The following is a 23,672-nucleotide window of genomic DNA, read 5'->3' as shown; positions in this document are numbered from 1 at the left end:
CAATTCCAGCGCCCACTGGGCGGCAGGCATCGGCTCGATCGCTATCGACTGGGGAAAGCATGGAAAATATCGGCAGATTGCTCCTTTCGGCCTATCAGTGCGCACCAGGCATGGGCTCGGTCTCCCAGATCGGCTGGGAATGGTATTCCCGGCTGGCCGGGCGCATGCCGCTCACGCTGGTCACCCATGTTCGGAACCGGAACGCTCTGGAGGAAGCCGGAGCTCCATTGCCTGGTACCGACGTCACCTACATCGATACCGAGTGGTTCGCCGGCCCTCTCTACCGCTTGGCTTCCCGCCTCTTTCCCCGCAGCGAGCACCCGGTGTTTCTGATTTCATCCCTGGATTTCTTCGTTTACGACCGGATTGCGCTGCAAACGCTTCGGAAACTGCGCAAGGAAGGTCGAAGCTGGGATCTCATCCATCAGCCGACCCCGGTTTCCCCCCTGGCGGCGACCACCTTGCATCGGCTGGGAGTGCCTGTCGTCCTGGGTCCTTGGAATGGCGGGTTGAAGTCCCCGGCGAATTTTCCCGAAATCATGGCCGCCGAATCCGGCTGGATTTATCCGGTGCGGCGGTTGGGTCGGCTGGTGGATGGCCTGCTCGGCTCCAGCCGGAACGCCCGTATGATTTTGACCGCTACCGCCGCCACCCGCGCCGACCTGCCCTCACGCTACCGCCCGAAGTGCCGGGGTATGCTGGAGAACGGCGTAGACCTCGAGGTCTTTCGGGCCGCGCCCTGGCCCGAACCACCCGGTGATAGGCGGCCTTTGCGCATTCTTTTCGTCGGTCGTCTGCTCCCCTTCAAGGGCGTGGCCATGCTCCTCGAAGCGGTGGCGCGGATCGGTGCCGGTTGCCCGGTTCATCTCGCCATCGCAGGCGCCGGTCCCGAGGAAAATGCACTGCGGCAAAGGGCCGACGAGCTAGGGATCGCCAGCCGCGTGGCATTTCTGGGGCACCTGCCCCACGCCGAAGTAGCCCGCCGGCTGGCCGAGTCCCATGTGTTTTGTCTGCCTTCCATCCGCGAATCGGGCGGTGCGGTGTTGCTGGAGGCGATGGCAGTGGCAAGGCCGGTCGTCGCCCTCGATTACGGCGGGCCTGCGGAAATCGTCGACAGCGAGGTGGGCGCGCTGGTGCCTGCCAGCGGCTGGAAAGCCGTCGTGGCCGGACTCGCCGGTGTCTTCGAAGACATTTTCCGTGATCCGGAAAACTGGCGGGGCCGGGGCCAGGCCGGCCGCCAGCGGGTCGAACGGCGGTACTCCTGGCCCGCGAAGATCGACGCAGCCTTGTCCCTCTACCGTGAGTGCCTGGATCGCCGATGAATCCCCCTTGTAGACTGGCTTATCTGGTCAGCCAATATCCGGCAATTTCCCATACCTTCATTTTGCGGGAGGTGCTCGGCCTCAGAGCGCGCGGTTTTGCGATCTCCGTCGCTTCGGTGAACCCGCCGGACCGTTTGCCCGAAAAACTGACGGCGGAGGAACGACGGGAGGCCAAGGCCACTTGGTATCTCAAACCCCAAGGCGCGGCGGGCGCGCTGAAAGCTTTGGGCCGTACGCTCCTGCGCCGGCCAACGGCCCTCGTCCGGGGGCTGTGGTTCGCACTGCGCCTCGGCGGCACCGATGGCAAGAAACTGGGCTATCAGCTCGCCTATTGGGCGGAGGCGATCATGATCGGCGACTGGATGCACCGCGACGGACTTTCCCATCTGCACGTCCATTTCGCGACGCCTGCCTCCATGGTCGGTCTGATCGCTAGCAAAATTTTTCCCATCGGCTTTTCATTCACCGTACATGGCCCCGACGAGTTCTACGACGCCCCCGGTTACCGCCTGGCGGACAAGATTGCGGGCGCGGACTTCGTCGTTTGTATCAGCCATTACGCCCGCAGCCAGCTGATGAAGCTCTCGCCGGTGACACACTGGAACAAATTCGAGGTCTGCCGGCTCGGCGTGGATCCAGCCCGCTTCGCTCCCCGTGAGGCCAAAGTCGCCGGCGCCGTGTTCGAGCTGCTGTGCGTGGGACGCCTGGTGCCCGCCAAGGGGCAGCACATCCTGCTTGAAGCACTGGCCCGGCTGTTCGCCCGGGGCCGCCGGGTCCATCTCACGCTGGTCGGCCAGGGTCCGGACCGCCCTTCACTCGAAACCCATGCCCGCCGGCTGGAGCTGGGGGATGCCGTCGATTTCACGGGGGCCGTCAATCAAGACGAGATCACCGGCTACTACAGCGCCGCCGATGCCTTCGTCCTGCCCAGTTTCGCAGAAGGGTTGCCAGTGGTGCTGATGGAGGCCATGGCGCTCGGGGTTCCCTGTATCACCACCCACATCACCGGCGTGCCTGAACTGATCAGGGACGGCATCGAAGGGCTATTGGTTGCGCCGTCCGACGTCGAAGGGCTGGCCACTGCCATCGAGCGGCTGATGGATGATCCGGCGCTCGGCATGCGGCTGACGGAAGCCGGACGGACCAAGGTACTGGCCGAGTACGATCTCAATGCCAGCATCGCGCGGCTGGCGGCCGCCTTCGAACGCTGGCTTTCCCCTTCCTGACCACATCGAGATTCCGGCATGCCGACCGATACTCTCATCCTGTTACCCGGTGTCTTGCTGAGCGCCGCCGTCCTGCCCGGCATTTTCGAGCTGGCCATGCTGACGCTCGGAGGCGCTTTGCCCCCCCGAAAAACCGCCGCCATCCAGGGCGCTGCTCCGCTACGCTTCTGCATCGTGATTCCGGCGCACGACGAGGCCGAGGGCATTGCGGCCTGCCTGCGTAGCGTCCAGGGCGCCGCAACGGGCCCTCACAGCGTAACGACCGTAGTCGTCGCCGACAATTGCAGCGACGATACGGCCGCCCGTGCCGAAGCCGGCGGCGCACGGGTGCTGGTCCGTGACGAGCCCGAACGGAGCGGGAAGGGGTATGCGCTGGACCATGCTTTCTCGATTCTGCTTAAGGAGGACCACGAGGTGTTCGTGGTCGTCGATGCCGACACCCGGGTGGAGCCGAATTTTCTCACCGAGCTTGCGGCGCTGTTCCAGGCCGGTGCCGACGCGGCGCAAACGCGTTACCGCGTCTCCAACCCGGAACAGTCGGTCCGCGCCCGCCTCATGCACGTCGCCTGGCTGGCATTCAATGTGCTGCGTCCGCGCGGGCGGGACTATTGGGGTTGGTCCGCCGGCATCCTCGGCAGCGGCTTCGGGCTGCATCGCAGGACGCTGGAGAGCGTTCCCTTCGACGCCGGTTCCATCGCCGAAGACCTGGAGTACCACATCCGGCTGGTGCAGGCAGGCAGGCGCGTGCGCTTCTGCGACAGTACGACGGTGTGGTCACCCATGCCGGCCACGGGTGCTGCAGCTTCCAGCCAGCGTGCCCGCTGGGAGGGAGGCAGGTTCCGGATGATGCGCGAACAGATCCCCTCTCTCGTCCGGCAGGTCGCTAGAGGCTACTGGCCGCTGCTGGAGCCGTTGCTGGACCTGCTGCTGCTGCCTTTGGCCTATCATGTGATCCTCCTGATCCTGCTGCTGGCCTGGCCCTGGGCACCGGGGAGGATATTGGCCGCCACCGGTATGGTCATCGTCGGTTTGCACATCGCCGCCGCTCTGGTCATAGGACGCGCCGGCTGGCGCGACTGGGGGGCATTGGCTGCGGCGCCTTTCTATGTCGTATGGAAACTCACTCTAGGCAAACGCCTGCTCTCGTCCGCGAGCCGGGACGCCGCCTGGGTACGGACCGAAAGGATAAAATCCGATGAATCCCCCTGATATTTCGGTTCTGATCGTATCGTTCAACACCCGCGACCTGTTGCGCCAGTGTCTGGCCAGCCTGCAGGACCAGGGAGGACAGGCAGACATAGAAACCATCGTGGTGGACAATGCCTCGTGGGACGGGTCGGCCGATATGGTTGCCACCGAATTTCCGCCTGTTCGGCTGATCCGAAGTCCCGTGAACCTCGGCTTCGGCAACGCCAACAACCTCGCCTTCGCGCAGGCCCGGGGACGCTATCTGGTTCTGCTGAACTCGGATGCCCGCCTCGCTCCCGGCCTGCTCGACGCCGCCTTAAAGCGCATGGATGCCTCCCCGGACGTCGGCATGGCAGGAGGGCGACTGGTCGGTGTGGAAGGCGGCTGGCAACCCTCTGCCCGTATGTTCCCTTCACTGCTGAACGAGTTCCTCGTGTTGAGCGGTCTGGCGCATCGATACCCAAAATCCCGGCTGTTCGGCCGTTTCGACCGGACTTGGGCGGACCCGGCCGAGGAAGCCGAAGTGGACTGGGTGCCGGGGGCCTTCGCGATTCTGCGGCGCGATCTGATCGACCGCATCGGCTTTTTCGATCCACGTTTCTTCCTTTACTACGAAGAAGTCGACTTATGCCGACGGATCAGGGCTGCCGGTTGCAGGATCATGTACTGGCCGGAACTGGTCATCACCCATCTCGGTGGCGAGTCGGCCAAAACATTGAACGACATGGAGTTCTCATCTCACGCATCCCAGCTTACGCTTTGGCGTATGCGCAGCCAGGCGCTGTATTACCGCAAATGGCACGGCCTGGCTGGCGCCTGGGCCGTCAAGTCCCTGGAGCAGGTTTGGCATTGGCTGCGGGCCTTGCGCAATCGGGGAGCGGCTCCCGTCAAGGCCCGCGAATCCCAGGGGCTGATCCGTCTGTGGAACCGGGCCTGGAAAGAAACCGAAGGCGGCACGGTGTCGCCGCCGCAACCGTGGTGATCGGCATGTTCGAGTATGTTCGGGAAGACTGGAAAAACTATGACGGCGACCTGACCCGGCAGGGCTTGTGGGTCATGCTGGTCTACCGATTCGGACGCTGGCGCTACCGGATCGGACCGCGCTGGCTGAGGCTGCCGCTGTCGTTCCTGTACAAGGTACTGAAGCTGCTATCGCAGATACTCACCGGCATCGACCTTCCCTGCGAAACGCAGGTCGGACGGCGCTTCACCATCGAGCACTTCGGCGACATCATTATCAGCGGCGATGCCGTAATCGGGGATGACGTGACGATCCGCAACGGCGTCACCATCGGGCTGAAGCGCACCAACGAGCCCGGTTCCCCGGTGATTGGCAATCGGGTCGACATCGGTGCAGGGGCCAAGGTGTTGGGGCCGATCCGGATCGGCGATGACGTGGTCATTGGTGCCAATGCGGTGGTCATCACCGATGTGCCGTCGAACAGTCTGGCGGTGGGCGTTCCCGCGCGCATCAAACCGCGGACGGCCGTTGGGCGCTGACATGGGCCGTCACACGGCGATTCCCGGCCCCCTGGGAAAACGACCCCGTTGGCACTGGCGTTTGTGGCTGCTGCCGCTGCTGACTCTGGCCACCAGCCTGTTGCCACGGATCGTCGATTTCTGTGTTGCTGGGGCTGCGCTGATTTTGCTCGGACCACTGCTATTGCTTCGCGCCCTCGTCGCCAAACTGCGGGCAGGACGGATCTTCGCCGCCACGGAGAGAGTCGGCCGTTTCCAGGTGCCGTTCCGGCAGCTCGCCTTTGCCGATGATGCTCCTCTCCGCAACTTGGCTGTCCTGCTGAACGTATTTTGGGGAGACATGGCTTTCGCCGGACCGCGCCCGTTGAGTCCCGAGGAGGCCGCGGCGGTGCCTGCGGACCAGAGCATCCGTTTCCGTCTGCGACCGGGGATTTTCTCGCCCTACATGTTGCGCTCCAGGATCGGGATCGCCTATGAGGGCGAAGCGGAACTGGACCGTGAGTTCTACTACACCGAAACGGCGGCGGGCAATCTCGGCCTGATGTTGCGCACCGGCGTCGGCGGATTGCTCGCCGGCGATGCCGTGCGGCCGGCGCCGGACCTGCTCGAGTTCTTCGGTGTCGCCATCGCCAATACCACCATGAGCGAGGCCATCGACTGGATCGTCCGCCGCGTCCGTGAAGATCATCCTGCAACTATTGCCTTCGTCAACCCGGACTGTCTCAACATCGCCTATGGCAATCCGGAATACCGCGCGGTTCTGGGCAAGGTCGACCTCGTTCTGCCGGATGGTATCGGCATCCGCTTCGGCTGCCGTATTCTGGGTATCAGCCTGCGCGCCAATGTCAACGGCACCGATATGTTTCCCCGGCTGTGTGAACGCTGCGTGGACGAACAACTGTCGCTGTTCCTGCTTGGTGCCCGGCCCGGCGTAGCCCGGCTGGCCGCCGAAAACATGCTACAGCGCTATCCAGGCTTGAAGATTGCCGGTACCTGCGACGGTTACTTCGCGCCGGCAGCCGAGGCGGAGGTCATCGAGTCCATCAACCGGTCCGGGGCAGACATCCTGCTGGTCGCCTTCGGCGTCCCCAAACAGGAGCTCTGGCTGTGGAAACACCGTGCCCGGCTCAAGCCGCGCGTCGCCATGGGGGTGGGCGGACTGTTCGACTTTTACTCGGGCCGGATCCCCCGGGCTCCGCTTTGGCTGAGGGAAATCGGGTTGGAATGGAGCTGGCGGCTCTTGCAGGGATTGAGGCCGGCAGACTCGCAGATGGCGCAATTCGAAATCGGGTTGGAATGGAGCTGGCGGCTCTTGCAGGAGCCGGGACGGATGTGGCGGCGCTACATCATCGGCAACCCCCTTTTCCTCTATCGCGTGTGGCGACAGAAAATTGGAAAACTTGTCATCTGAAAGTAAATCCGGGCTAGCGGCGATTCTGGCAGGGGCCTTGCTGCTGCGCCTCGCGCTGGCGGCCTCCTGCAAAGGCCACCCCATCGACGTCGGCACCTTTAGTGCCTGGGCCGGGCATGCGGCGGAGGGGTTGCTTTCATTCTACAGTCCGGGCTATTTCGCGGATTACCCGCCAGGATATATCTATGTATTGTGGCTGATCGGCAAATTACGAATGCTGTTGCAGACGGGCTTCGATACCCCAGGATTTCTGGTGATGCTCAAATTTCCGGCAATCGCCGCGGATCTTGCGACGATCGGGGTGATCCATCGACTTGCCACCGACCGAAACCAAGCTCGCGCCGGCGCCCTCACTCTCACCGCGCTTTATGCCTTCAACCCCGCCGTAGTCGTCGACTCGGCGGTTTGGGGGCAGGTCGATTCCGTACTGACGCTGTTCCTTCTACTCGGCGTGTTGTGGCTGGAACCGCGCCCCGCAGCATCAGGGGCGGCTTTTGCGGCGGCGCTGCTGGTCAAGCCGCAGGCGCTGATCTTCGCTCCCGTCCCTTTGTTGTGGTTCGGGAACCGGCTGTTGCGGCAGCACACGGCCGTAGGAGTGAGCCTTTTCCTGCCCGCCGCGATCGTGGTGTTCACCCTGGGAGTCCTGCCGTTCGCCGCCATACACGGGCCAGCTTGGGTCGTGGAGAAATATGCCTCGACCCTGGCCTCCTATCCTTACGCCAGTCTGAATGCCGCCAACGTGTTTGCCCTGGTCGGTGGCAACGGCGCCGATGCGGCGCAAGCGATACTGTTTCTGAGTTACAAGACCTGGGGAACGGTCTTTCTTTTTCTCATCCTCGCCTGGGTGACCAGGCTCGCCTGGCGGACACTGGCCCCTTCGGATTGTGTTTACCTGGCAGCCTTTCTGGCGGTTTCCGTCTATCTCTGGTCGATCAAGATGCACGAGCGCTATCTTTTCCCCGCTCTCGTCATGCTGCTCGCCTATCACATCCTTAGTCGGGATCGACTGACGTTAGGGTTGTTCCTGGGCTTCAGCGCAACTTTGTTCATCACCATGGCGCAGGTACTGCATCTGAGCATGCACGAAATCTGGTACATCTCCCGTCTCGACCCCACCCTGCTGGCCGTCTCAGTGGCCAATCTGTTGCTATGGTCGCTGCTGGCAAGGGCCGGGGGGCGAAGGCGGCGCCAGTATCGAGTGGCCGACGGGCACAGGAGGGAAGCATGCGCGTGATCATTCTGGCCGACCGCATCGGCCGTGAACTCCTGCCTTTGACCGATCGTATCTGCGTCGCTCTGTTGCCGGTGGCGGCGAAGCCTGTAATCAACTATACCCTGGAAATGCTGGTGGCCGCCGATATCGGAGAAGCGATGGTCACCATCGGCCCTTTCGGTGAGCAGCTCCGGATGCATCTCAGCGATGGACGGAATTTCGGCTTGAGTCTGGATTACTGGCCCTCCCCTGGCGAAATGGACATTGCTTTGCTGCTGAGCCAGTTGCCAAAGTCCTCGGACGAATCGACCCTGATCGTGCGCGGCGACATGTTGCGCTCGCCGCTGCTGGTGGAATTTCTCCAGGCGGCCGGCTCCACTGCCGGCCCCGTCCTCCATGGCTGGTGCGAAGACAAACCGGCTGGACTGTGGCTGGTGCGCGGCAGCTTGGACGACACCCTGGGCATGGGTTGGCAGGACATCCTTTCCGACGCACCCGTTCCTGCGGCCGGCAAGCTCCTGCTGAAGGATGGCAGCGCATACTTGCTGGAATCCCTGCGAGCCTATCATCAGGCCAACCTCGACGCCGCGAGCGGACGGATCCAGGGACTCGCCATTCCCGGACGACAGCTCCAGCCGGGATTCACAGTGGGCCGCAACTCTTCCGTCGCGGCCAGCCGTCTCGCGGGCAGCACCGTCCTGGTCGGCAGCCATTGCCGAATCCATCCGAGTGCCCAGTTGCGGGGTGAGGTCGTGATCTCCGACAATGTAATCGTCGACCGTAGCGCCCGGTTGTCCAATGCCGTCATACTGCCCCATTCCTACGTCGGGGAGCTTGTCACGGTCGAGAACGGCATCGTGCGTGGCAACGATCTGCTCCGCGTCGACACCGGTGCCCGGCTCAGGATCGTCGATGCGTTCCTGCTGGCGGATCTGGCTCAGATCTCGATCAGGCGTGATTTTGCCGGGCTGTTGAATCAATTGGCGGGCATTCTGCTGCTGGTGCTATCGCTCCCTCTCTGGCCTATAGCGGCCGTGGCCGCCATGATAAGGCACCCGGCCCGGCCGCTGCGGTTCCGGCGTCTGCGCGGTAACCGCTTGGTCCGGGACGGCGCCGGCCTGCCGGTGCGGGCAGAGTTCACGGCTGCCGAATGGGCGACCGGTGTTCCGGTACTGGCGAAGCTGCCCTGGCTCTTGAATGTGGCTAAGGGTGACCTTAGGCTGGTCGGCGCGGAAGCCGTTACCTCCGAACAGGCCGCCTGCCGTACCGCCGAATGGGAAAAAATGGCGGACCGGGCTCCGGCCGGCCTGCTCGGGCCGACTCAGTTGGAACTGCCGGCTTCCGTCCCGGCCGAGGAACGCCTCATGAGCGATGCCTGGTTCGCCGCCCAGCCCGGCTGGGGCAAGGAGTTTCGCGTCATCCTGCGCGGTCTGCGTGCCCTGTTCAGCCGGCGCGCCTGGCATCCGGAGAACTGAGTGCGGATACTCCTCGTCGACGACGACCCCATCGCGGTACTCGCGGTCGCGGTTTACCTTCGCAAGCTCGGCTATGAGGTCACATCGGCCAGGGACGGTCGCGAAGCCCTCGAGCGGTTCCAGTCCCAGTGTTTCGAGTTCGTCATCAGCGACTGGAACATGCCTCACCTGAACGGCGAGGAGCTGTGCCGGCGGATACGCTCGCTGAAGCTGCCCCATTACGTTTATTTCATTCTGCTGACCGGTCGCGACGACAAGGATTCGCTGCTGCGGGGCATGGAGGCCGGGGCGGACGATTTTCTGGTCAAACCGGTCGACCGCGAGGAGCTTCGTGCCCGGATCCGGGCCGGAGAACGCATCGTCAGGCTTGAGCAGCAGCTCGACGAGCGCGGCCGCCTGCTGGAGGACATGAATCGCGAACTCAAACAGGCTTACCAGACCATCCGCAATGATCTCGCCACTGCTGCCGCCATTCAGAAATCCCTCCTGCCCGAGCCATGGACGCTGCCCGATTTGGAAGTCCGGTCGCTATTCATCGCCAGCGATTTTCTCGCCGGCGACATGTTCGGTTACTTTCCGCTGGACGATCGCCATGTCGGCCTGTTCCAGCTCGACGTCTCCGGCCATGGCGTATCCTCGGCTCTGATTTCCGTGGCGTTGAGCAAATGTCTGCTACAGAGCCGGCCGCTCGACGTGACCACAGACGGCCGCCGATCCCCGGGTTGCGGCGACTTGCCCCCCAATCGGATGCTGGAGGAACTGAACCGTTTCTTTGCCGGCCAGCCCGAATCGAACAGCTATTTCGCCACGATGATCTATGCCGTACTGGACCGGCAGACGGGGCGGCTCGACTTCAGCACGGCCGGACATCCTCCGCCGTTGATATGGAAAAGGGGGAATGGTGAAATCGTGGAAAGCGAAGTTCGCGGACTCCCGCTCGGGGTCGTCGCCGACCGTCGGTATGCTTGCGAATCTCACCACATGGTGGCGGGGGACCGGTTTTTTGCCTATTCGGACGGCATCACCGAATGCATGAGCCCGGCAAGGGAGGCTTTCGGTAATACACGCTTCCGCCGCCTGCTCGAAGAAACCATCCATCTGCCATTGGCCGAAGCGATCGGCCGTATCGAGTCGTCGCTGTCGGAATGGAGCGGCTGGGGCGGCTACACCGACGACATTTCGCTGGTCGTCGTCGAGAGGAAGTGATCAGGTGCAGCAGGCCATACGCCTCACGATCAGCAGCGAAGCCAACAACATCAACCTCGTCGGCGTGACGATTCGCGCCTTGTGCTTCGCCGCCGGGATTTCGCCGGTGGACGCCGCCCGCATCGAACTCGGTACCGTCGAAGCCCTGAACAACATCATCCGGCACGGCGGCGCCAGCGAACCGGTCACGGTGTCGTGGAACCGCTCCCCGCAAAGCATTTCGATCGAAATCGAAGACAGCGGCCAGCCCCTCCCCCACTGGCCGCCGCGCAGCGAATTTCCGGAGCCCTTCGAAGAATCCGGGCGTGGCTGGCCTCTGATCGCCGCCTGCTTCGACAGCATCGACTACCGGGTGGGAGCCTCCAGGAATACCCTGGTCCTGGTGAAGACACGAGGAATCGAAAGTATCTGACCTATCGTCCCCCTGAAGCCGGGAATGGACTGCGTGCTTCTATCAGCCGCACCAGCGCGTTCAGCCGCTCGACATGTTCCAACCGGAATCCGGCAGTTTCCACGTTCTCCACCGTGCGGCGATTGATGTGAGCGCCGACCAAGCGGGACACCCAGGGATCGAGCAGGTCCATCAGCCGGCCAGCCGCTTCCCCTTCCGAACGTACGTGTTCCAGCAAAACGAGTTTGCCTCCCGGTTTCAGAACCCGGCGCACTTCTTCCAGGCCGCGTCGTGGATCGGGTACCGAGCAAAACACGAAGGTACCGACCACCGTGTCGAACTCGCCGTCGGCAAATGCCAAGGACTGGACATCCATGAGTTTCAAGTCGGTTTGGACTCCCAGCCGGGCCGCACGCTGACTGGCCCGGCGCAGCATCCGTTCGCTGAAATCCACCGCGATGACGACCCGTCCTGCCGGGTGGAATGCGAGGTTCTTGCCCGTCCCGACACCCACCTCGAGCACGCGTTCGCCCTCGACCAGGCGCCAGACGCAACGCCGCCAGTGCTTGAACCACAGAGCCTCCATCATGCCTTCGACCACATCGAACAAAGGTGCGATGCGATCATAACGATGGCGGACGACTTCGGTAGCCTCGGGGGACCCGCTCATTTCCAGCTCCTGGATTCAGCCATTTTGGCAAACCGGAGGTTTCAGATATCCGCGCTATTCGGAAAAATCGTCATACTGATAAACGGGGCGAACCTCGCTGCCTGGAGGCAGGGTGATCAACTGTTTGAGGAGTCCGTCCTGCAGTCCGTACACCCAGCCATGCAAGGTCGGGCAGTGCTCCCGCTTCCAGCTCTGCTGAATGATCGAGGTGTGGGCCAAATTGTAGACCTGTTCGATCACGTTGAGCTCGACCAGGCGGTCGACGCGCTCGTCCTCATTGCCCAGAGCCTCGATCTCGCCGGCATGCAGCCGATAGACGTCTTTGATGTGCTTCAGCCATTTGTTCACGAGCAGGAGCTTCGCGCTCTGCCTCTGCAGCGCAGCTCTGATGCCGCCGCAGCCGTAGTGTCCACACACGACGACGTCGCGGACCTTGAGTACATCGACCGCGTATTGCAAAACGCTCAAGCCGTTGAAGTCGGTCGTGACCAACTGATTGGCGATGTTGCGGTGGACAAAGATTTCGCCGGGCTGGGCATGAACGATGATTTCCGCCGGCACCCGACTGTCCGAACAACCGATCCAGAGTACGGCAGGACTCTGACCGCCGGCCAGTCGCTCGAAATAACCCGGGTCCTTCAATACCTGGTCCTTGGCCCAGGCTTTGTTTTCCAACAGCATCCGCTCGAAAGCTTCCATGAGTTCGCTCTTTGAGATATTGAAAGGGAATGGTGAACGTTAATGCCGGCCCGAGACTCAGCCGGAAATCTTGTACAAGGGGACTTGGCCGGCGTCCCCTTGCCTGCTCTTCGAGTCAGCTCCGCTGCTCTTCGAGTCTCTGCCGACCTGCCCATGCGCCGCTTTGAGGTTCTTTAGATGAACCACGATACGGTCATCGCGCGCGGCTTCGACGAAGTTCTCGATGGTTTCCAGGATGTCATGATCCACGAATTCTGCATAGGCGCCGTCGATGATCAGCTCGCTGTCGGGTTCGACCTGGTCCAATTGCTCGCGCAGCAAGGCCTTGTTCAGGAACGAGACGTCCTTGCGCAGCCGCAGCAGGTAATGGTTGCCATGGCGGGTGAGGGAGATGGCGGCGTGGAAGTTCGTCCGGATGACGTAGTACAGACCGCAGGCGACACCGATAGCGATCCCTTTGAGCAAATCGGTGGCCAATATCGCCATGACCGTAACGGCAAACGGGATGAACTGTCCCCCTCCCTTGCGGTACATCTCCGCCACCATAGCCGGCTTGGCCAGCTTATAACCCGTCATCAGCAGAATCGCCGCCAGCACGGCCAGCGGGACGTGGTTGAAGTAGCGGGCAAGGAAGCTCACGCTCACCAACAGCAGGAGGCCGTGGACGAAACAAGCCACCTTGGTACGACCGCCGGCATTGATGTTGGCCGACGAGCGAACGATCACCGCCGTGATCGGTAATCCGCCCAGCAGTCCGGCCAACAGGTTGCCGATGCCCTGGGCCTTCAGCTCCCGATTGGTCGGCGCGACCCGTTTCAGTGGATCGAGCTTGTCGACCGCCTCCAGGCTGAGCAGGGTTTCGATACTGGCAACGACCGCAATCGTGAATGCCAGCGTATGCACCGTCGGGTCCATGATCCGGCTGAAATCCGGAAACACGAGGCGGCCTGCCAGATCCTCGAAACCTCGAATGTCCGGAAGCTGAACCATGTGCTCCGGTGCAATCTCCCAAGATGATCCCGCCATCGAGACATTGAACGCCACCGCCCAGGCTATCGCCACCAGTGGCCCCGGAATCTGCGCCAGCAGCGGCACGGAGCGTATGATGCGGGACTCCCACAGCACCATGATGGCGATGGCGACCGCACTCACTACGGTCGCTCCCGGCGAAATCGAACCCATGGCATGCAGCAGTTCCGAGAAAGTGCCCTGTACGTCCTGAGGCAGGTAGGTTTCCTCGCCCATGATGTCGTGACCGTAACCGACGGCGTGGGGGAGCTGCTTGGTGATCAGGATCAGCCCGATCGCCGACAGCATGCCTTTGATGACGGACGAAGGGAAATAGGCGCCAAGGGTTCCGGCCTTGAGGAAACCGAGGGCGAGCTGCATCAGGCCCGCCAGGATCACCGCGAGTAGAAAATGCTCGAAGCCACCGAGCTTTTCGATACCCTGCATGACGATGACCGTCAGCCCCGCCGCTGGACCCGACACGCTCAACTGTGACCCGCTGGTCCAGGCGACGACCAGCCCCCCGATGATGCCGGCAACCACTCCTGAAAGCAGCGGTGCTCCGGAAGCCAGCGCAATACCCAGACAGAGAGGGAGCGCCACGAGGAACACCACGATGCCGGCCGGGATGTCGTACCGGAGATGTGCAAGATAGTACGCGAGATGTTTTCTGACCATGTCCAATGCTTTCCACTCGTGTAGTACAACCAGCCCCCTACGCGGGTTCATCGTTGGGCCTGGTCCCGTTCGTTCGTCCAGGCGGATGCCCCTGCCGGTCTTCCGCCCTTGCTGCTTGCTCGCCGCGGGATTACACCACATCAAAGAGGTTCATTTCAACAATATGGTTGATATAAACCAAGCTACGCCCTTGGCGGTTCCATGTGACAGGCGCTTATAAAGTATCGAGTCAATCATATATTGACAATAAATCTTTCAGCGCCTACCCTTCCTCGTGGTTTCGTTACGAAACTATAAAAGCCTGCATGAAAGCGAAGACCCCGCTGCCGGCTACGGCGGAACACGGCTCCACTTTCATGCAATACGGGCACACGAGAGCACAAATAAAGAGGAGAACAACGAGATGAACGAAGAAACCCAGACGGGCAAAGATTACTTCTGGATTTACGTCGCGCTGGCAACGGCCGCTCTGGTGGGCGTGGTCGTCATGGCGAAGCTGAGTGAGAACGAAAAGTACGATCCCATTCGGGCGCAGCAGAACGAAGAAGTCGCGCGCATGAACATACGCGTTCTCAACTGAATCCGGAACTGCATCACCGGCCCTGCCAGAAGGACATCCCCATGATCGACACAAGCTTGAAACTCTATTCCCTTCTTCTCCTGGCCCTGGTCGCGGTACTGCCGGGAAGCGTCTTCGCCACGGAATACATCTATCGCGACCTGATCGGCAATACACTCCCGCCGCAGAAGTGCTCAGCGAGAACGGAAGCCGAGCGCGCTGCAACCGATGAATATAATCTCAAAAAGCATGCCCGGATATTCTGCGAATCCCAGGGCTATGGCTGGCACGTCGAACAACGCAAAAGTGCGGGCAAGCTGGTCTGCGAGGAATGCAGCGAAGGCGGCGACAATGGCCGCTTCCACTGCCATATGGAAGACCTCGTCGTACAATGCAAGCGGATCAAACCCGGCTCTGTCGGCCTGATCCCTGGCCAGGGCTGAGGAACCGTCCTGACGTTCATGGCGTGTGGGTTGCAGCCGGCGGACGGCCATTTCGGGAAAAACTCTGTTGCACAGGAGCTGGGCGGTACGTATACTGGCTGCCGAGCTGTAACCTGCTCTTTCTCTCGAAGACCAGACGTACAACATTATCTGGAGGACATATAAGATGCGTTGGGAAAAACCGAGCTACAACGACATGCGCTTCGGCTTCGAAGTCACCATGTATATCTACAACCGCTAATCCCAAACGGTTGTGCGCAAACGGGGTTCGATCATTCGAGCCCCGTTTTCGTTTGCGCGGCGGCATAAACCTTTCAAAGTATCCTTATGATCATTCGTGTGCTCGGCGCCGGCGCCGGCGGCGGATTCCCGCAGTGGAACTGCCGATGCGACAATTGTCGGCGCTTCCGGGAAAACAATATCAACGCCCGAGGCCGCACCCAGTCCTCGATCGCAGTCAGCGCCGATGGCCGGCGCTGGGTGCTGTTCAATGCCTCACCGGATATCCGCAGCCAGCTCGAGGCCTTTCCAGCCAGCCATCCGCGTGAAGGTGTCCGTGACACCGGCATCCACGCCATCGTGCTGATCGACAGCCAGATCGACCATACCACTGGCCTTTTGATGCTGCGTGAATCCCCCCGCCCCTTGCAAGTATACTGCAGCGAGATGGTGAAGCAGGATCTGTCCACCGGCTTCCCGATCTTTCGTATGCTGGAACATTATTGCGGGGTGGAGCACCATGCCGTACCGTTGGATGGGAGCGGCTTCATGATCCCCGGCATCGAAGGCCTGAAGTTCTCGACTCACTCGTTGAAAAGCAAGGCCCCTCCCTATTCGCCCCATCGCCACGATCCACACGAGGGCGACAACATCGGCGTGATCGTCGAAAACCTGGAAAATGGCCGCAAGCTCTACTACGCGCCGGGCTTGGGCGAGATCGAACCCCACGTTCGCGCCGCCATGGAAGGCGCCGACTGCATGCTGGTCGATGGAACCTTCTGGCGCGAAGACGAGATGTGCCATGCCGGCATCTGCGACAAACAGGCGCGTGCGATGGGCCACCTCCCGCAGTCCGGTCCGGGGGGCATGCTGGAAGTCTTGAACGGCTTGCCTGCTGCGCGCAAGGTGTTGATCCACATCAACAACACCAATCCGATTCTGGACGAAGATTCGCCGCAGCGTCAGACCCTGACCGAAGCCGGGGTCGAAGTCGCCTACGATGGTTTGGAAATCGTTTTGTGAGGAATCCCATGAGCCAAGACACGACCCCCTGGAGCCGCGAAGAATTCGAAGCCCGGCTGCGGGCGAAGGAAAAGTACTACCACATTCATCACCCTTACCACGTGATGATGGCGAATGGCGAACTGAACCGCGAGCAGATCCAGGGCTGGGTGGCGAACCGCTTCTATTACCAGATCGCCATTCCACGCAAGGATTCGGCCATCATGGCCAACTGTCCGGACCGCGACACCCGCCGCAAATGGATGCAGCGGGTGATGGATCACGACGGCTTTGGCGAAGATCCCGGCGGGATCGAAGCCTGGATCCAGCTCGGCATCGCCTGCGGCCTGAGTCGGGAGGAACTGACCTCGCTCAAACGCGTGCTGCCCGGCGTGCGTTTCGCCGTCGATGCCTACGTCAACTTCGCCCGCACCGCAAGCTGGCAGGAAGCCGCCTGTTCTTCGCTCACCGAGCTGTTCGCGCCGACCATCCACAAGCAAAGGCTGGCCGGCTGGCCCGATCTGTATCCCTGGATCGCGGCCGATGGCCTGGCCTATTTCCGCAAGCGGGTGACCCAGGCCAGCCGCGACGTCGAGCACGGCATCGAAATCACGCTGGATCATTTCAAGACCCGCGAACAGCAGGAACGGGCCCTGGAAATACTCCAGTTCAAGCTCGACGTCCTGTGGTCGATGCTTGACGCCATGTATCTGGCCTACGTCGACAAAAAGCCGCCCTATTTCAACATCACCTGATTTGCATGAGCCTGCAACCCGATACTCTGCTGGAACTTTCGCCTCTGCTGCGCCTGCAATGGGAAGAAGCGCAACAGTGCCACGTCATACTCTATCCCGAAGGCATGATCGAACTGAATGAGACCGCTGCGGCGATCCTGGAACTTTGCGACGGACAGCACAATCTCAACAGCATCGTGGAAAAGCTGGAACGTAGATACGAAGCTTGCGGAATCGAACCCGATGTGCGCGAAATGCTCGAAAGCGCCTTGAACAATGGCTGGATCAGAGAAATCATCGCTCACTAAACCGCGCTGGCTGCTGGCGGAACTGACCTACGCCTGTCCGCTGCAATGTCCCTACTGCTCCAACCCGCTGGATTACGCCCGTCTGGGCGACGAGCTGAGCACCGCGGAATGGAAGCGGGTGCTGAGCGAGGCCCGCACGCTCGGTGCTGTCCAGCTCGGGCTTTCCGGCGGAGAGCCGCTGACCCGCCGCGACTTGGCCGAGATCGTCACCCACGCCCGCCAGCTCGGCTATTACACCAACCTCATCACTTCCGGCTACGGCCTGGACGAAGCCCGTATCGCCGAGCTGAAAGCGGCCGGCCTCGACCACATCCAGGTCAGCATCCAGTCGCCGGAAAAGCTGCTGAACGATCAGCTCGCCGGCACCGAGTCCTTCGAGCGCAAGCTCAAGGTCGCCCGCTGGGTCAAGAAGCATGGCTATCCGATGGTGCTGTGCGTGGTGATCCATCGCCATAACATTCACCAGATGCGGCAGATTCTGGAGATGGCCGAGGAACTCGGAGCGGATTATCTGGAACTGGCCAACACCCAATATTACGGATGGGCGCTGCTCAATCGGGATCATTTGCTGCCGACCCGCGAACAGTTCGCCGAAGCCGAGGCAATCGCCCAAAGCTATAAAGAGAAAGTAAAGGGTCGGATGAAGATTTACTACGTCGTTCCGGACTATTACGAAGACCGGCCCAAGGCCTGCATGAACGGCTGGGGTACGACCTTCCTCACCATCGCACCGGACGGCCTGGCCTTACCCTGCCACGCCGCCCGCGAACTGCCTGGTCTCGACTGCCCCAACGTGCGCGACTTCAGCCTGCGCGATATCTGGTACGACTCGGAAGCCTTCAACCGCTTCCGCGGCGACGGTTGGATGAAGGAACCCTGCCGCTCCTGTCCGGAAAAGGAAAAAGACTTCGGCGGCTGCCGCTGCCAGGCCTATCTTATGACCGGCGACATGACCGCCGCCGACCCCGTTTGCAGCAAATCCCCGCACCACCATCGTGTGGCGGAAGCCATCGCCTCGGCCCAAGAAGCGGGGGGGGAGAAGCCGCTTGTATTCCGTAACTCCAGGAACTCCAAGGCTTTGAGTGGCTGAACCGCGGTCTGCTCAGTCCTCCGGGCTCATCAGATCGAACACCATCAGGACGTGCTTGCCGGTTTTGGTGTTGGTAGCCTTGAATGTCGCGACGTCGTTCTCCATACCGACGCACTCGATTTCCACCGGGGGATCGTCGTGCTCGCTCTCTGGAATCTCGAGCCGTTCGAGCAGGTCCGCGTCTTCCTCTTCGGTCAGTTCCATATTGCCATGTTTGTCAATTCTCATTTTTTTACCTTGGAATTTCCGAAATCAACTGGAAGCGGCTACGCGGAGACATACGTCGGAGAGACCTAGCCAGGGATCGCCCGGCTCCAGCCCTTTCGCTATCCGGTCTACCCGAGTACATAACCGGATGGCCTCCAGCACGCCGTCTCGGCCGAGCCGTTTGGCGGCTCTGGCGAACGCCTCCTTGCGCTTGTCGAATATCCGCAGGCGGGCCAGCGCGCCGTCCATCGACTGCCCCTGTGCGATCTCCCGCTGGACCGCAGCCAGGGAGCGCAGTTCGCGGCTGATGGCCCACAACACCACCAAGGGGGCCACACCTTCACCTTCCAGGCCACGAAGGATCCGCAAGGTCCGGCTGGTGTGGCCTTCGAGCATGGCCGCCGCGACGTCGAACACGTCATAGCGCGCGCAGTCGCAGACCGCCGATACGATCTGCTCGTCCTCGATGCGACCGGTGCCGTACAAGATGTGCAGCTTTTCGATTTCCTGGGCAGCGGCTAGCAGATTGCCTTCCACCCGGGCCGCCAGAAGCCGCAAACCGGACTGGTCTGCCAGCAGACCCAAGCGGTTCATGCGCCGGTCCAGCCAGGCGACCAGTTCGCGTCCTTGCAGTGGCCAGACCTGCACGATCACTCCGGCCGTGTCGGCGACCCGTGCCCAGGCCGCATTCAGATCCTCCCGGGTCAAGCGCGGCAAGGTGAGAATGAGGATCGCGTCTGACGGCGGCTGGTCGAGATAGCGCAGCAGCGCTGCTGTGCCTTCCTTGTCGGGCTTGGCATTGAGGCGTAGGTCCAGGATGCGCAGATCGCCGAACAGCGGAACGGAATCGCTGGCTTCCAGAAAAGTGCTCCAACTGAAACCGGGCTCGACGTGAAACAGTTCGCGAAGTCCATAGCCCCGCTCGCGCGCCGCCGCCCGGATGGTATCCCCCGTCTCACCCAGTTGCAGCGGCTCGTCGCCGGACAGGACGTAGACCGGAGCCAGGCCGCGCTCCAGCGCCCCGGCCAGTTGATCAGGCTTCAGCCTCAAGACTTGCCACCCGGATTCCTGCCCATCTCGATGAGGACACGGCGAACCAGGGTTTCGGCAAGCTCCCGCTCCATTTCGGACCTGAGCAGCGATTCCTCCTCCCCCTGCCCGATCGGAGAAAGCTGATTGTTGAAATATTCACGCTTCACCTCGACCTCTTGGGGTGGAATGATGATCTCACCCTGCGGCGTCGTGACTTCGTATCTCACCCGTGTGTAGAGGTCGAACAGGTTGCCGCGTCCGCCCAGGTTCAAGGACATCGTCCGGCGTTCATCGGTTTCCTTGAGGATACGTATCACACCTTTGGCGTCGAGCATAGTACGTGCGAGCTGAGCCCCTGTCAGACGGATCGCATCGGGAAGTCTCGAGCCTACGCGGGTGGAGCCGGCTTTCTCCAGGTAGAGGATCTGACCGGCGCCATCCGAGGTCTCGCCACCCCGCAAATGAAAGCCGCAGCCGGCCAGTGACGCCATGAAGAGCAGGGAAAGGGCCCGGAACGCTTTGCTCACGCTCATATCACGATGTTGACCAGTTTGCCCGGTACCACGATGACCTTCTTCGGCGGCTTTCCTTCGACGAAACGCTGCACATGGGCATCGGCCAAGGCCGTCCGTTCCATGGTTTCGCGGGAAGCATCCACCGCAACGGTGATCTTGCCGCGCAGCTTGCCGTTGACCTGAACCACCAGTTCGATTTCGTCCTGCGCCAGGGCCGATTCATCGACCTCGGGCCAACCGGCATCGAGAATATCGGTACCCGGCATGAGTTGCCGCCAGAGCGCGTCGCAGATGTGGGGCGCGATCGGGTACAACAGCCGGGTCAACAGCGAATAGCCCTCGAAGGCGACCACGGCGGCGCTCCGGCGGAACGCGTCCTTTTCGTCACCTTCGGGAAGGTGATCGCAATTCCAGAACCCCTTGTCATCGGCCAGGGTGTTGAGGATCTTCATCGCCGCTGAGACCACGGTATTGAACTGATGGCGGACGAAGTCAAAATTTGCCTGCTTCAGAGTCGCGTGGATCAGGCGGCGGGCTTCTTTGTGGTTCGGTGCCAACGAAACACGTGCCCAATCGTTGACCTGCAATTCGTCACGCCCATATTGCGAAAATGCGGTATTGACGTTGAATGCTGCACGCGCCCATAGACGCTTGAGGAACCTGAACGCCCCTTCCACCCCGCTGTCGGACCACTCCAGCGACTGGTCCGGGGGCGCCGCGAACATGGTGAACAGCCGCACCGTATCGGCGCCGTACCGGTCTATCAGATCCTCCGGGTCCACCCCATTGTTCTTCGATTTGGACATCTTCTCGATGGGGCCCACGGTGACCGGCGCTCCGTCCGATTTCAGGGTCGCGCCCACCGGGCGGCCCCGCTCATCGGTGCGCAGCTCCACTTCGGTGGGCCCGAAATAATGTTTCTTGCCGCCCTCTTCCCGGTAGAAGGTGGGAGCGACCACCATGCCTTGGGTCAGTAGGTTGGTGAACGGCTCGTCGCAGTGCACCAGACCGGCATCGCGCATCAGCTTGTGGAAGAAGCGGGCATAGAGTAAGTGGAGGATGGCGTGTTCGATGCCACCGACGTACTGGTCGACCGGCAGCCAGTAGTCGGCGCGCTGGTCCAGCATGGCCTCCATGTTGTCCGGGCAGGCGTAGCGGGCGTAGTACCAGGACGATTCGACGAATGTATCCATGGTGTCGGTTTCGCGTTCCGCCGCGCCACCGCACGTCGGACAGGTCGTGGTGTACCACTCCGGCATCTTCTTGAGCGGCGAGCCCACGTCGATGGTGACGTCCTCCGGCAGTACCACCGGCAACTGGTCCGCAGGCACCGGCACGTCGCCGCAGTTCGGGCAGTGGATGATCGGGATGGGGCAGCCCCAGTAGCGCTGGCGCGAAATGCCCCAGTCGCGCAGGCGGAACTGGGTGCGCTTTTGGCCCAGTCCTTTGGCTTCCAGATCCGCGGCGATGGCGTCGAACGCGGCCTGGAAATCGAGGCCGTCGTATTTCCCTGAGTTCGTGCAGCGGCCGTGCTCGGCGTAGGCATCGTTCCAGCCACCGTTCGCGTCCACGGTTTCATAAGCGCCGACGGTCGAAACGATGACCGTCTTAATGGGCAGGCCATATTTGTTCGCAAACTCGAAGTCACGCTCATCGTGCGCCGGCACCGCCATGACCGCGCCTTCGCCGTAGCCCCACAGCACGTAGTTGGCGATCCAGACCGGCAGTTTCTCGCCGTTCAGCGGATGGATCACGAAGCGGCCGGTGGCCATCCCTTTCTTTTCCATGATGGCGAGATCGGCCTCGGCGGTGCCGCCATGCCGGCATTCCTCGATGAACGCCAGTAGTTCGGGATTGCCTTCGGCGGCTTCCAGAGCCAGCGGATGCTCCGCCGCCACGGCGACATAAGTCGCACCCATCAAGGTGTCAGGGCGGGTGGTGTAGACCTTCAGGACATCGCGGCCATCCTCGTAGGGAAAATGCACTTCGCAGCCGTGGCTCTTGCCGATCCAGTTGCGCTGCATGGTCTTGACCTGTTCGGGCCAACCGGGGAGATTATCCAGCCCAGCTAGCAGTTCCTCGGCGTAGGCAGTGATCCGCATGAAATACATGGGGATATCGCGCTTTTCCACCAGGGCGCCGGAGCGCCAGCCGCGGCCGTCGATGACCTGTTCGTTGGCCAGCACCGTCTGGTCCACCGGGTCCCAATTGACCGGCGCGGTTTTCTTGTAAATCAAACCTTTCTCGAACAGCCGGGTGAACAACCACTGCTCCCAGCGGTAATAGTCCGGTTTGCAGGTCGCGATCTCGCGGTCCCAGTCGATCGCCAGTCCCAAGGACTTGAGCTGCTTCCTCATGTAATTGGCGTTGGCGTAGGTCCAGGCCGCCGGCGCGACCTTGTGTTGCATGGCCGCGTTCTCCGCAGGCAGTCCGAAAGCATCCCAGCCCATGGGTTGCAGCACGTTTTTGCCGCGCATGCGCTGATAGCGGGCGATCACATCGCCGATGGTGTAGTTGCGCACATGCCCCATGTGCAGCCGCCCGCTGGGGTAGGGAAACATCGAGAGACAGTAGAATTTCTCGCGGCCGGAGTCTTCCCGTGCCCGAAAAACCCCGCCCTCATCCCAGGCCTGTTGCGCGGCTTCTTCGATGGCCTTCGGAACGTAAGTTTCTTCCATTGGAACCGATTCGATCAATCAAGCAAAAGTGGCTAGAATACCGGACGCCGCGTCTAATCTAAAGCCGGAAACGGCGATGAACGCTTGAGAGCGGCAGCGTTCTGGGAGACAAACATGCATAGGGTCGTATTCAATCAAAAAGGCGGGGTCGGTAAATCCACCATCAGTTGCAACCTGGCCGCCATCAGTGCGGCTCGGGGCTTGAAGACGCTGGTCATCGACTTGGATGTCCAGGGTAATTCCACGCACTACCTGCTGGGGCAGAAGGTGGCGGACCAGGACCGGACCCTCGCCCGCTTCTTTAAGGACACGCTGGGTCTGAGCCTGTTCGGCAAGGGCCAGGATGAGGGACTGAATGCAGTCATCCACGAGACGCCCTACCCCGACCTGTACATCGCACCCTCTCATCCGGAGTTGGAACCGTTGCAGGGACGGCTCGAATCCCGCTACAAGATCTACAAGCTGCGCGAAGCGCTGGAAGCCCTGTCCGGTTTCGACCGGGTATTCATCGACACGCCGCCCGTGTTGAATTTCTACAGCCGCTCGGCCCTGATTGCAGCCCGCCGCTGTCTGATCCCGTTCGATTGCGACGCTTTCTCGCGCGAGGCATTGTATAACCTGCTGGCCGTGATCGCCGAAATCAAGGCGGATCACAACGAAGGCTTGATGCTGGAAGGCATCATCGTCAATCAGTACCAAAGCCGCGCCAGTCTTCCGCAAAAACTGGTCGAGGAATTGCTGGCCGAAGGCCATCCGGTGTTGGATACCCGGATTTCACCCTCAGTGAAGGTCAGGGAATCACACAGCGAATCCAAACCTCTCCTCTACTACGCGCCGGATCACAAGCTGTCCAACGAGTTCCAGGCACTGTTCGACGAGTTGGAGACCTAGCAAGCCAGTGTGGCCGACGCCACGGATT

25 protein-coding genes are annotated in these 23,672 nt (G+C 61.6%); 18 read left to right on the top strand and 7 right to left on the bottom strand.

Annotation, left to right across the window (positions count from 1 at the left end; all coding sequences use genetic code 11):
• Positions 1-59: 59 nt before the first annotated feature.
• Genes N4J17_RS13615 through N4J17_RS13570 form a run of 10 tightly spaced genes read left to right on the top strand, consistent with a single transcriptional unit; the run spans position 60 to position 10,932 of the window.
• Complete coding sequence (locus N4J17_RS13615) at positions 60-1,322, top strand: glycosyltransferase family 4 protein (protein ID WP_198321965.1); 1,263 nt, start codon at positions 60-62, stop codon at positions 1,320-1,322.
• Positions 1,319-2,548: a glycosyltransferase family 4 protein gene (locus tag N4J17_RS13610; RefSeq protein ID WP_198321964.1), complete on the top strand. Its 1,230-nt coding sequence runs from the start codon at positions 1,319-1,321 to the stop codon at positions 2,546-2,548. The genes N4J17_RS13615 and N4J17_RS13610 overlap by 4 nt, the downstream gene beginning before the upstream one ends.
• An 18-nt stretch (positions 2,549-2,566) precedes the next feature.
• The gene (locus tag N4J17_RS13605; RefSeq protein ID WP_198321963.1) at positions 2,567-3,757 is read left to right on the top strand and encodes a glycosyltransferase family 2 protein; all 1,191 of its coding nucleotides are present in this window, start codon (positions 2,567-2,569) and stop codon (positions 3,755-3,757) included.
• A complete protein-coding gene (locus N4J17_RS13600) occupies positions 3,744-4,718 on the top strand; it encodes a glycosyltransferase family 2 protein (protein ID WP_198321962.1) in 975 nt (324 codons plus the stop codon). The genes N4J17_RS13605 and N4J17_RS13600 overlap by 14 nt, the downstream gene beginning before the upstream one ends.
• Positions 4,719-4,723: 5 nt before the next feature.
• Positions 4,724-5,236: a serine O-acetyltransferase gene (locus tag N4J17_RS13595; RefSeq protein WP_198321961.1), complete on the top strand. Its 513-nt coding sequence runs from the start codon at positions 4,724-4,726 to the stop codon at positions 5,234-5,236.
• Position 5,237: 1 nt separating this feature from the next.
• Positions 5,238-6,626, top strand: a complete 1,389-nt coding sequence (locus N4J17_RS13590; RefSeq protein WP_198321960.1) for a WecB/TagA/CpsF family glycosyltransferase — start codon at positions 5,238-5,240, stop codon at positions 6,624-6,626.
• On the top strand, positions 6,616-7,860 hold the full coding sequence (locus N4J17_RS13585; RefSeq protein WP_198321959.1) for a hypothetical protein: 1,245 nt from the start codon (positions 6,616-6,618) through the stop codon (positions 7,858-7,860). Before N4J17_RS13590 ends, N4J17_RS13585 begins: the two co-directional genes overlap by 11 nt.
• Positions 7,851-9,314 carry a sugar phosphate nucleotidyltransferase gene (locus tag N4J17_RS13580; RefSeq protein WP_198321958.1) on the top strand — a complete coding sequence of 488 codons (1,464 nt, stop codon included), beginning with the start codon at positions 7,851-7,853 and terminating at the stop codon, positions 9,312-9,314. The genes N4J17_RS13585 and N4J17_RS13580 overlap by 10 nt, the downstream gene beginning before the upstream one ends.
• The gene (locus N4J17_RS13575) at positions 9,315-10,520 is read left to right on the top strand and encodes a PP2C family protein-serine/threonine phosphatase (RefSeq protein WP_198321957.1); all 1,206 of its coding nucleotides are present in this window, start codon (positions 9,315-9,317) and stop codon (positions 10,518-10,520) included. It abuts the gene before it with no gap.
• Positions 10,521-10,524: 4 nt separating this feature from the next.
• Complete coding sequence (locus tag N4J17_RS13570) at positions 10,525-10,932, top strand: ATP-binding protein (protein WP_198321956.1); 408 nt, start codon at positions 10,525-10,527, stop codon at positions 10,930-10,932.
• Between the two features lies 1 nt (position 10,933).
• Here the strand turns inward: N4J17_RS13570 and N4J17_RS13565 are convergent, their stop codons facing one another.
• From N4J17_RS13565 to N4J17_RS13555, 3 genes are read right to left on the bottom strand one after another with little or no spacing between them, the layout of a single operon-like run.
• Complete coding sequence (locus N4J17_RS13565; protein WP_198321955.1) at positions 10,934-11,581, bottom strand: class I SAM-dependent methyltransferase; 648 nt, start codon at positions 11,579-11,581, stop codon at positions 10,934-10,936.
• Positions 11,582-11,635: 54 nt separating this feature from the next.
• The gene (locus N4J17_RS13560; RefSeq protein WP_198321954.1) at positions 11,636-12,280 is read right to left on the bottom strand and encodes a carbonic anhydrase; all 645 of its coding nucleotides are present in this window, start codon (positions 12,278-12,280) and stop codon (positions 11,636-11,638) included.
• A 57-nt stretch (positions 12,281-12,337) separates the two neighbouring features.
• On the bottom strand, positions 12,338-13,966 hold the full coding sequence (locus N4J17_RS13555; RefSeq protein WP_198321953.1) for a SulP family inorganic anion transporter: 1,629 nt from the start codon (positions 13,964-13,966) through the stop codon (positions 12,338-12,340).
• A gap of 403 nt (positions 13,967-14,369) precedes the next feature.
• Between N4J17_RS13555 and N4J17_RS13550 the strand changes: the two genes are divergently transcribed.
• The 7 genes from N4J17_RS13550 to pqqE all read left to right on the top strand — a co-directional run bounded on the left by N4J17_RS13550 (position 14,370) and on the right by pqqE (position 18,321).
• A complete protein-coding gene (locus N4J17_RS13550; protein ID WP_198321952.1) occupies positions 14,370-14,546 on the top strand; it encodes a hypothetical protein in 177 nt (58 codons plus the stop codon).
• Between the two features lie 41 nt (positions 14,547-14,587).
• Positions 14,588-14,968: a hypothetical protein gene (locus N4J17_RS13545; protein WP_198321951.1), complete on the top strand. Its 381-nt coding sequence runs from the start codon at positions 14,588-14,590 to the stop codon at positions 14,966-14,968.
• A gap of 166 nt (positions 14,969-15,134) precedes the next feature.
• Complete coding sequence (gene pqqA, locus N4J17_RS13540) at positions 15,135-15,209, top strand: pyrroloquinoline quinone precursor peptide PqqA (RefSeq protein ID WP_010960722.1); 75 nt, start codon at positions 15,135-15,137, stop codon at positions 15,207-15,209.
• Positions 15,210-15,295: 86 nt separating this feature from the next.
• Positions 15,296-16,210 carry a pyrroloquinoline quinone biosynthesis protein PqqB gene (gene pqqB / locus N4J17_RS13535; protein ID WP_198321950.1) on the top strand — a complete coding sequence of 305 codons (915 nt, stop codon included), beginning with the start codon at positions 15,296-15,298 and terminating at the stop codon, positions 16,208-16,210.
• A gap of 8 nt (positions 16,211-16,218) precedes the next feature.
• Positions 16,219-16,944, top strand: coding sequence for a pyrroloquinoline-quinone synthase PqqC (pqqC, locus tag N4J17_RS13530; protein WP_198321949.1), 726 nt, complete (start codon positions 16,219-16,221; stop codon positions 16,942-16,944).
• A gap of 5 nt (positions 16,945-16,949) precedes the next feature.
• Positions 16,950-17,231, top strand: coding sequence for a pyrroloquinoline quinone biosynthesis peptide chaperone PqqD (gene pqqD, locus N4J17_RS13525; RefSeq protein ID WP_198321948.1), 282 nt, complete (start codon positions 16,950-16,952; stop codon positions 17,229-17,231).
• Positions 17,200-18,321 (top strand): pyrroloquinoline quinone biosynthesis protein PqqE, encoded by a 1,122-nt coding sequence (pqqE, locus tag N4J17_RS13520; protein WP_198321947.1) that lies wholly within the window; start codon positions 17,200-17,202, stop codon positions 18,319-18,321. Before pqqD ends, pqqE begins: the two co-directional genes overlap by 32 nt.
• Positions 18,322-18,333: 12 nt before the next feature.
• Here the strand turns inward: pqqE and N4J17_RS13515 are convergent, their stop codons facing one another.
• From N4J17_RS13515 to leuS, 4 genes are read right to left on the bottom strand one after another with little or no spacing between them, the layout of a single operon-like run.
• Complete coding sequence (locus N4J17_RS13515; RefSeq protein ID WP_198321946.1) at positions 18,334-18,549, bottom strand: hypothetical protein; 216 nt, start codon at positions 18,547-18,549, stop codon at positions 18,334-18,336.
• A gap of 24 nt (positions 18,550-18,573) precedes the next feature.
• A complete protein-coding gene (gene holA, locus N4J17_RS13510; protein ID WP_198321945.1) occupies positions 18,574-19,578 on the bottom strand; it encodes a DNA polymerase III subunit delta in 1,005 nt (334 codons plus the stop codon).
• Positions 19,575-20,093: an LPS assembly lipoprotein LptE gene (lptE, locus tag N4J17_RS13505; RefSeq protein WP_198321944.1), complete on the bottom strand. Its 519-nt coding sequence runs from the start codon at positions 20,091-20,093 to the stop codon at positions 19,575-19,577. Before lptE ends, holA begins: the two co-directional genes overlap by 4 nt.
• Entirely contained in the window at positions 20,090-22,753 is a 2,664-nt protein-coding gene (leuS, locus tag N4J17_RS13500) for a leucine--tRNA ligase (protein WP_198321943.1), read from the bottom strand. Before leuS ends, lptE begins: the two co-directional genes overlap by 4 nt.
• Before the next feature lie 114 nt (positions 22,754-22,867).
• Between leuS and N4J17_RS13495 the strand changes: the two genes are divergently transcribed.
• The gene (locus N4J17_RS13495) at positions 22,868-23,644 is read left to right on the top strand and encodes a ParA family protein (protein ID WP_198321942.1); all 777 of its coding nucleotides are present in this window, start codon (positions 22,868-22,870) and stop codon (positions 23,642-23,644) included.
• Positions 23,645-23,672: the final 28 nt, after the last annotated feature.

The organism is Methylococcus capsulatus, from assembly GCF_036864975.1.
Lineage (GTDB): Bacteria > Pseudomonadota > Gammaproteobacteria > Methylococcales > Methylococcaceae > Methylococcus.
The sequence above is the reverse complement of the archived record's forward strand: the minus strand, read 5'-3'. Positions and strand labels throughout refer to the sequence as shown.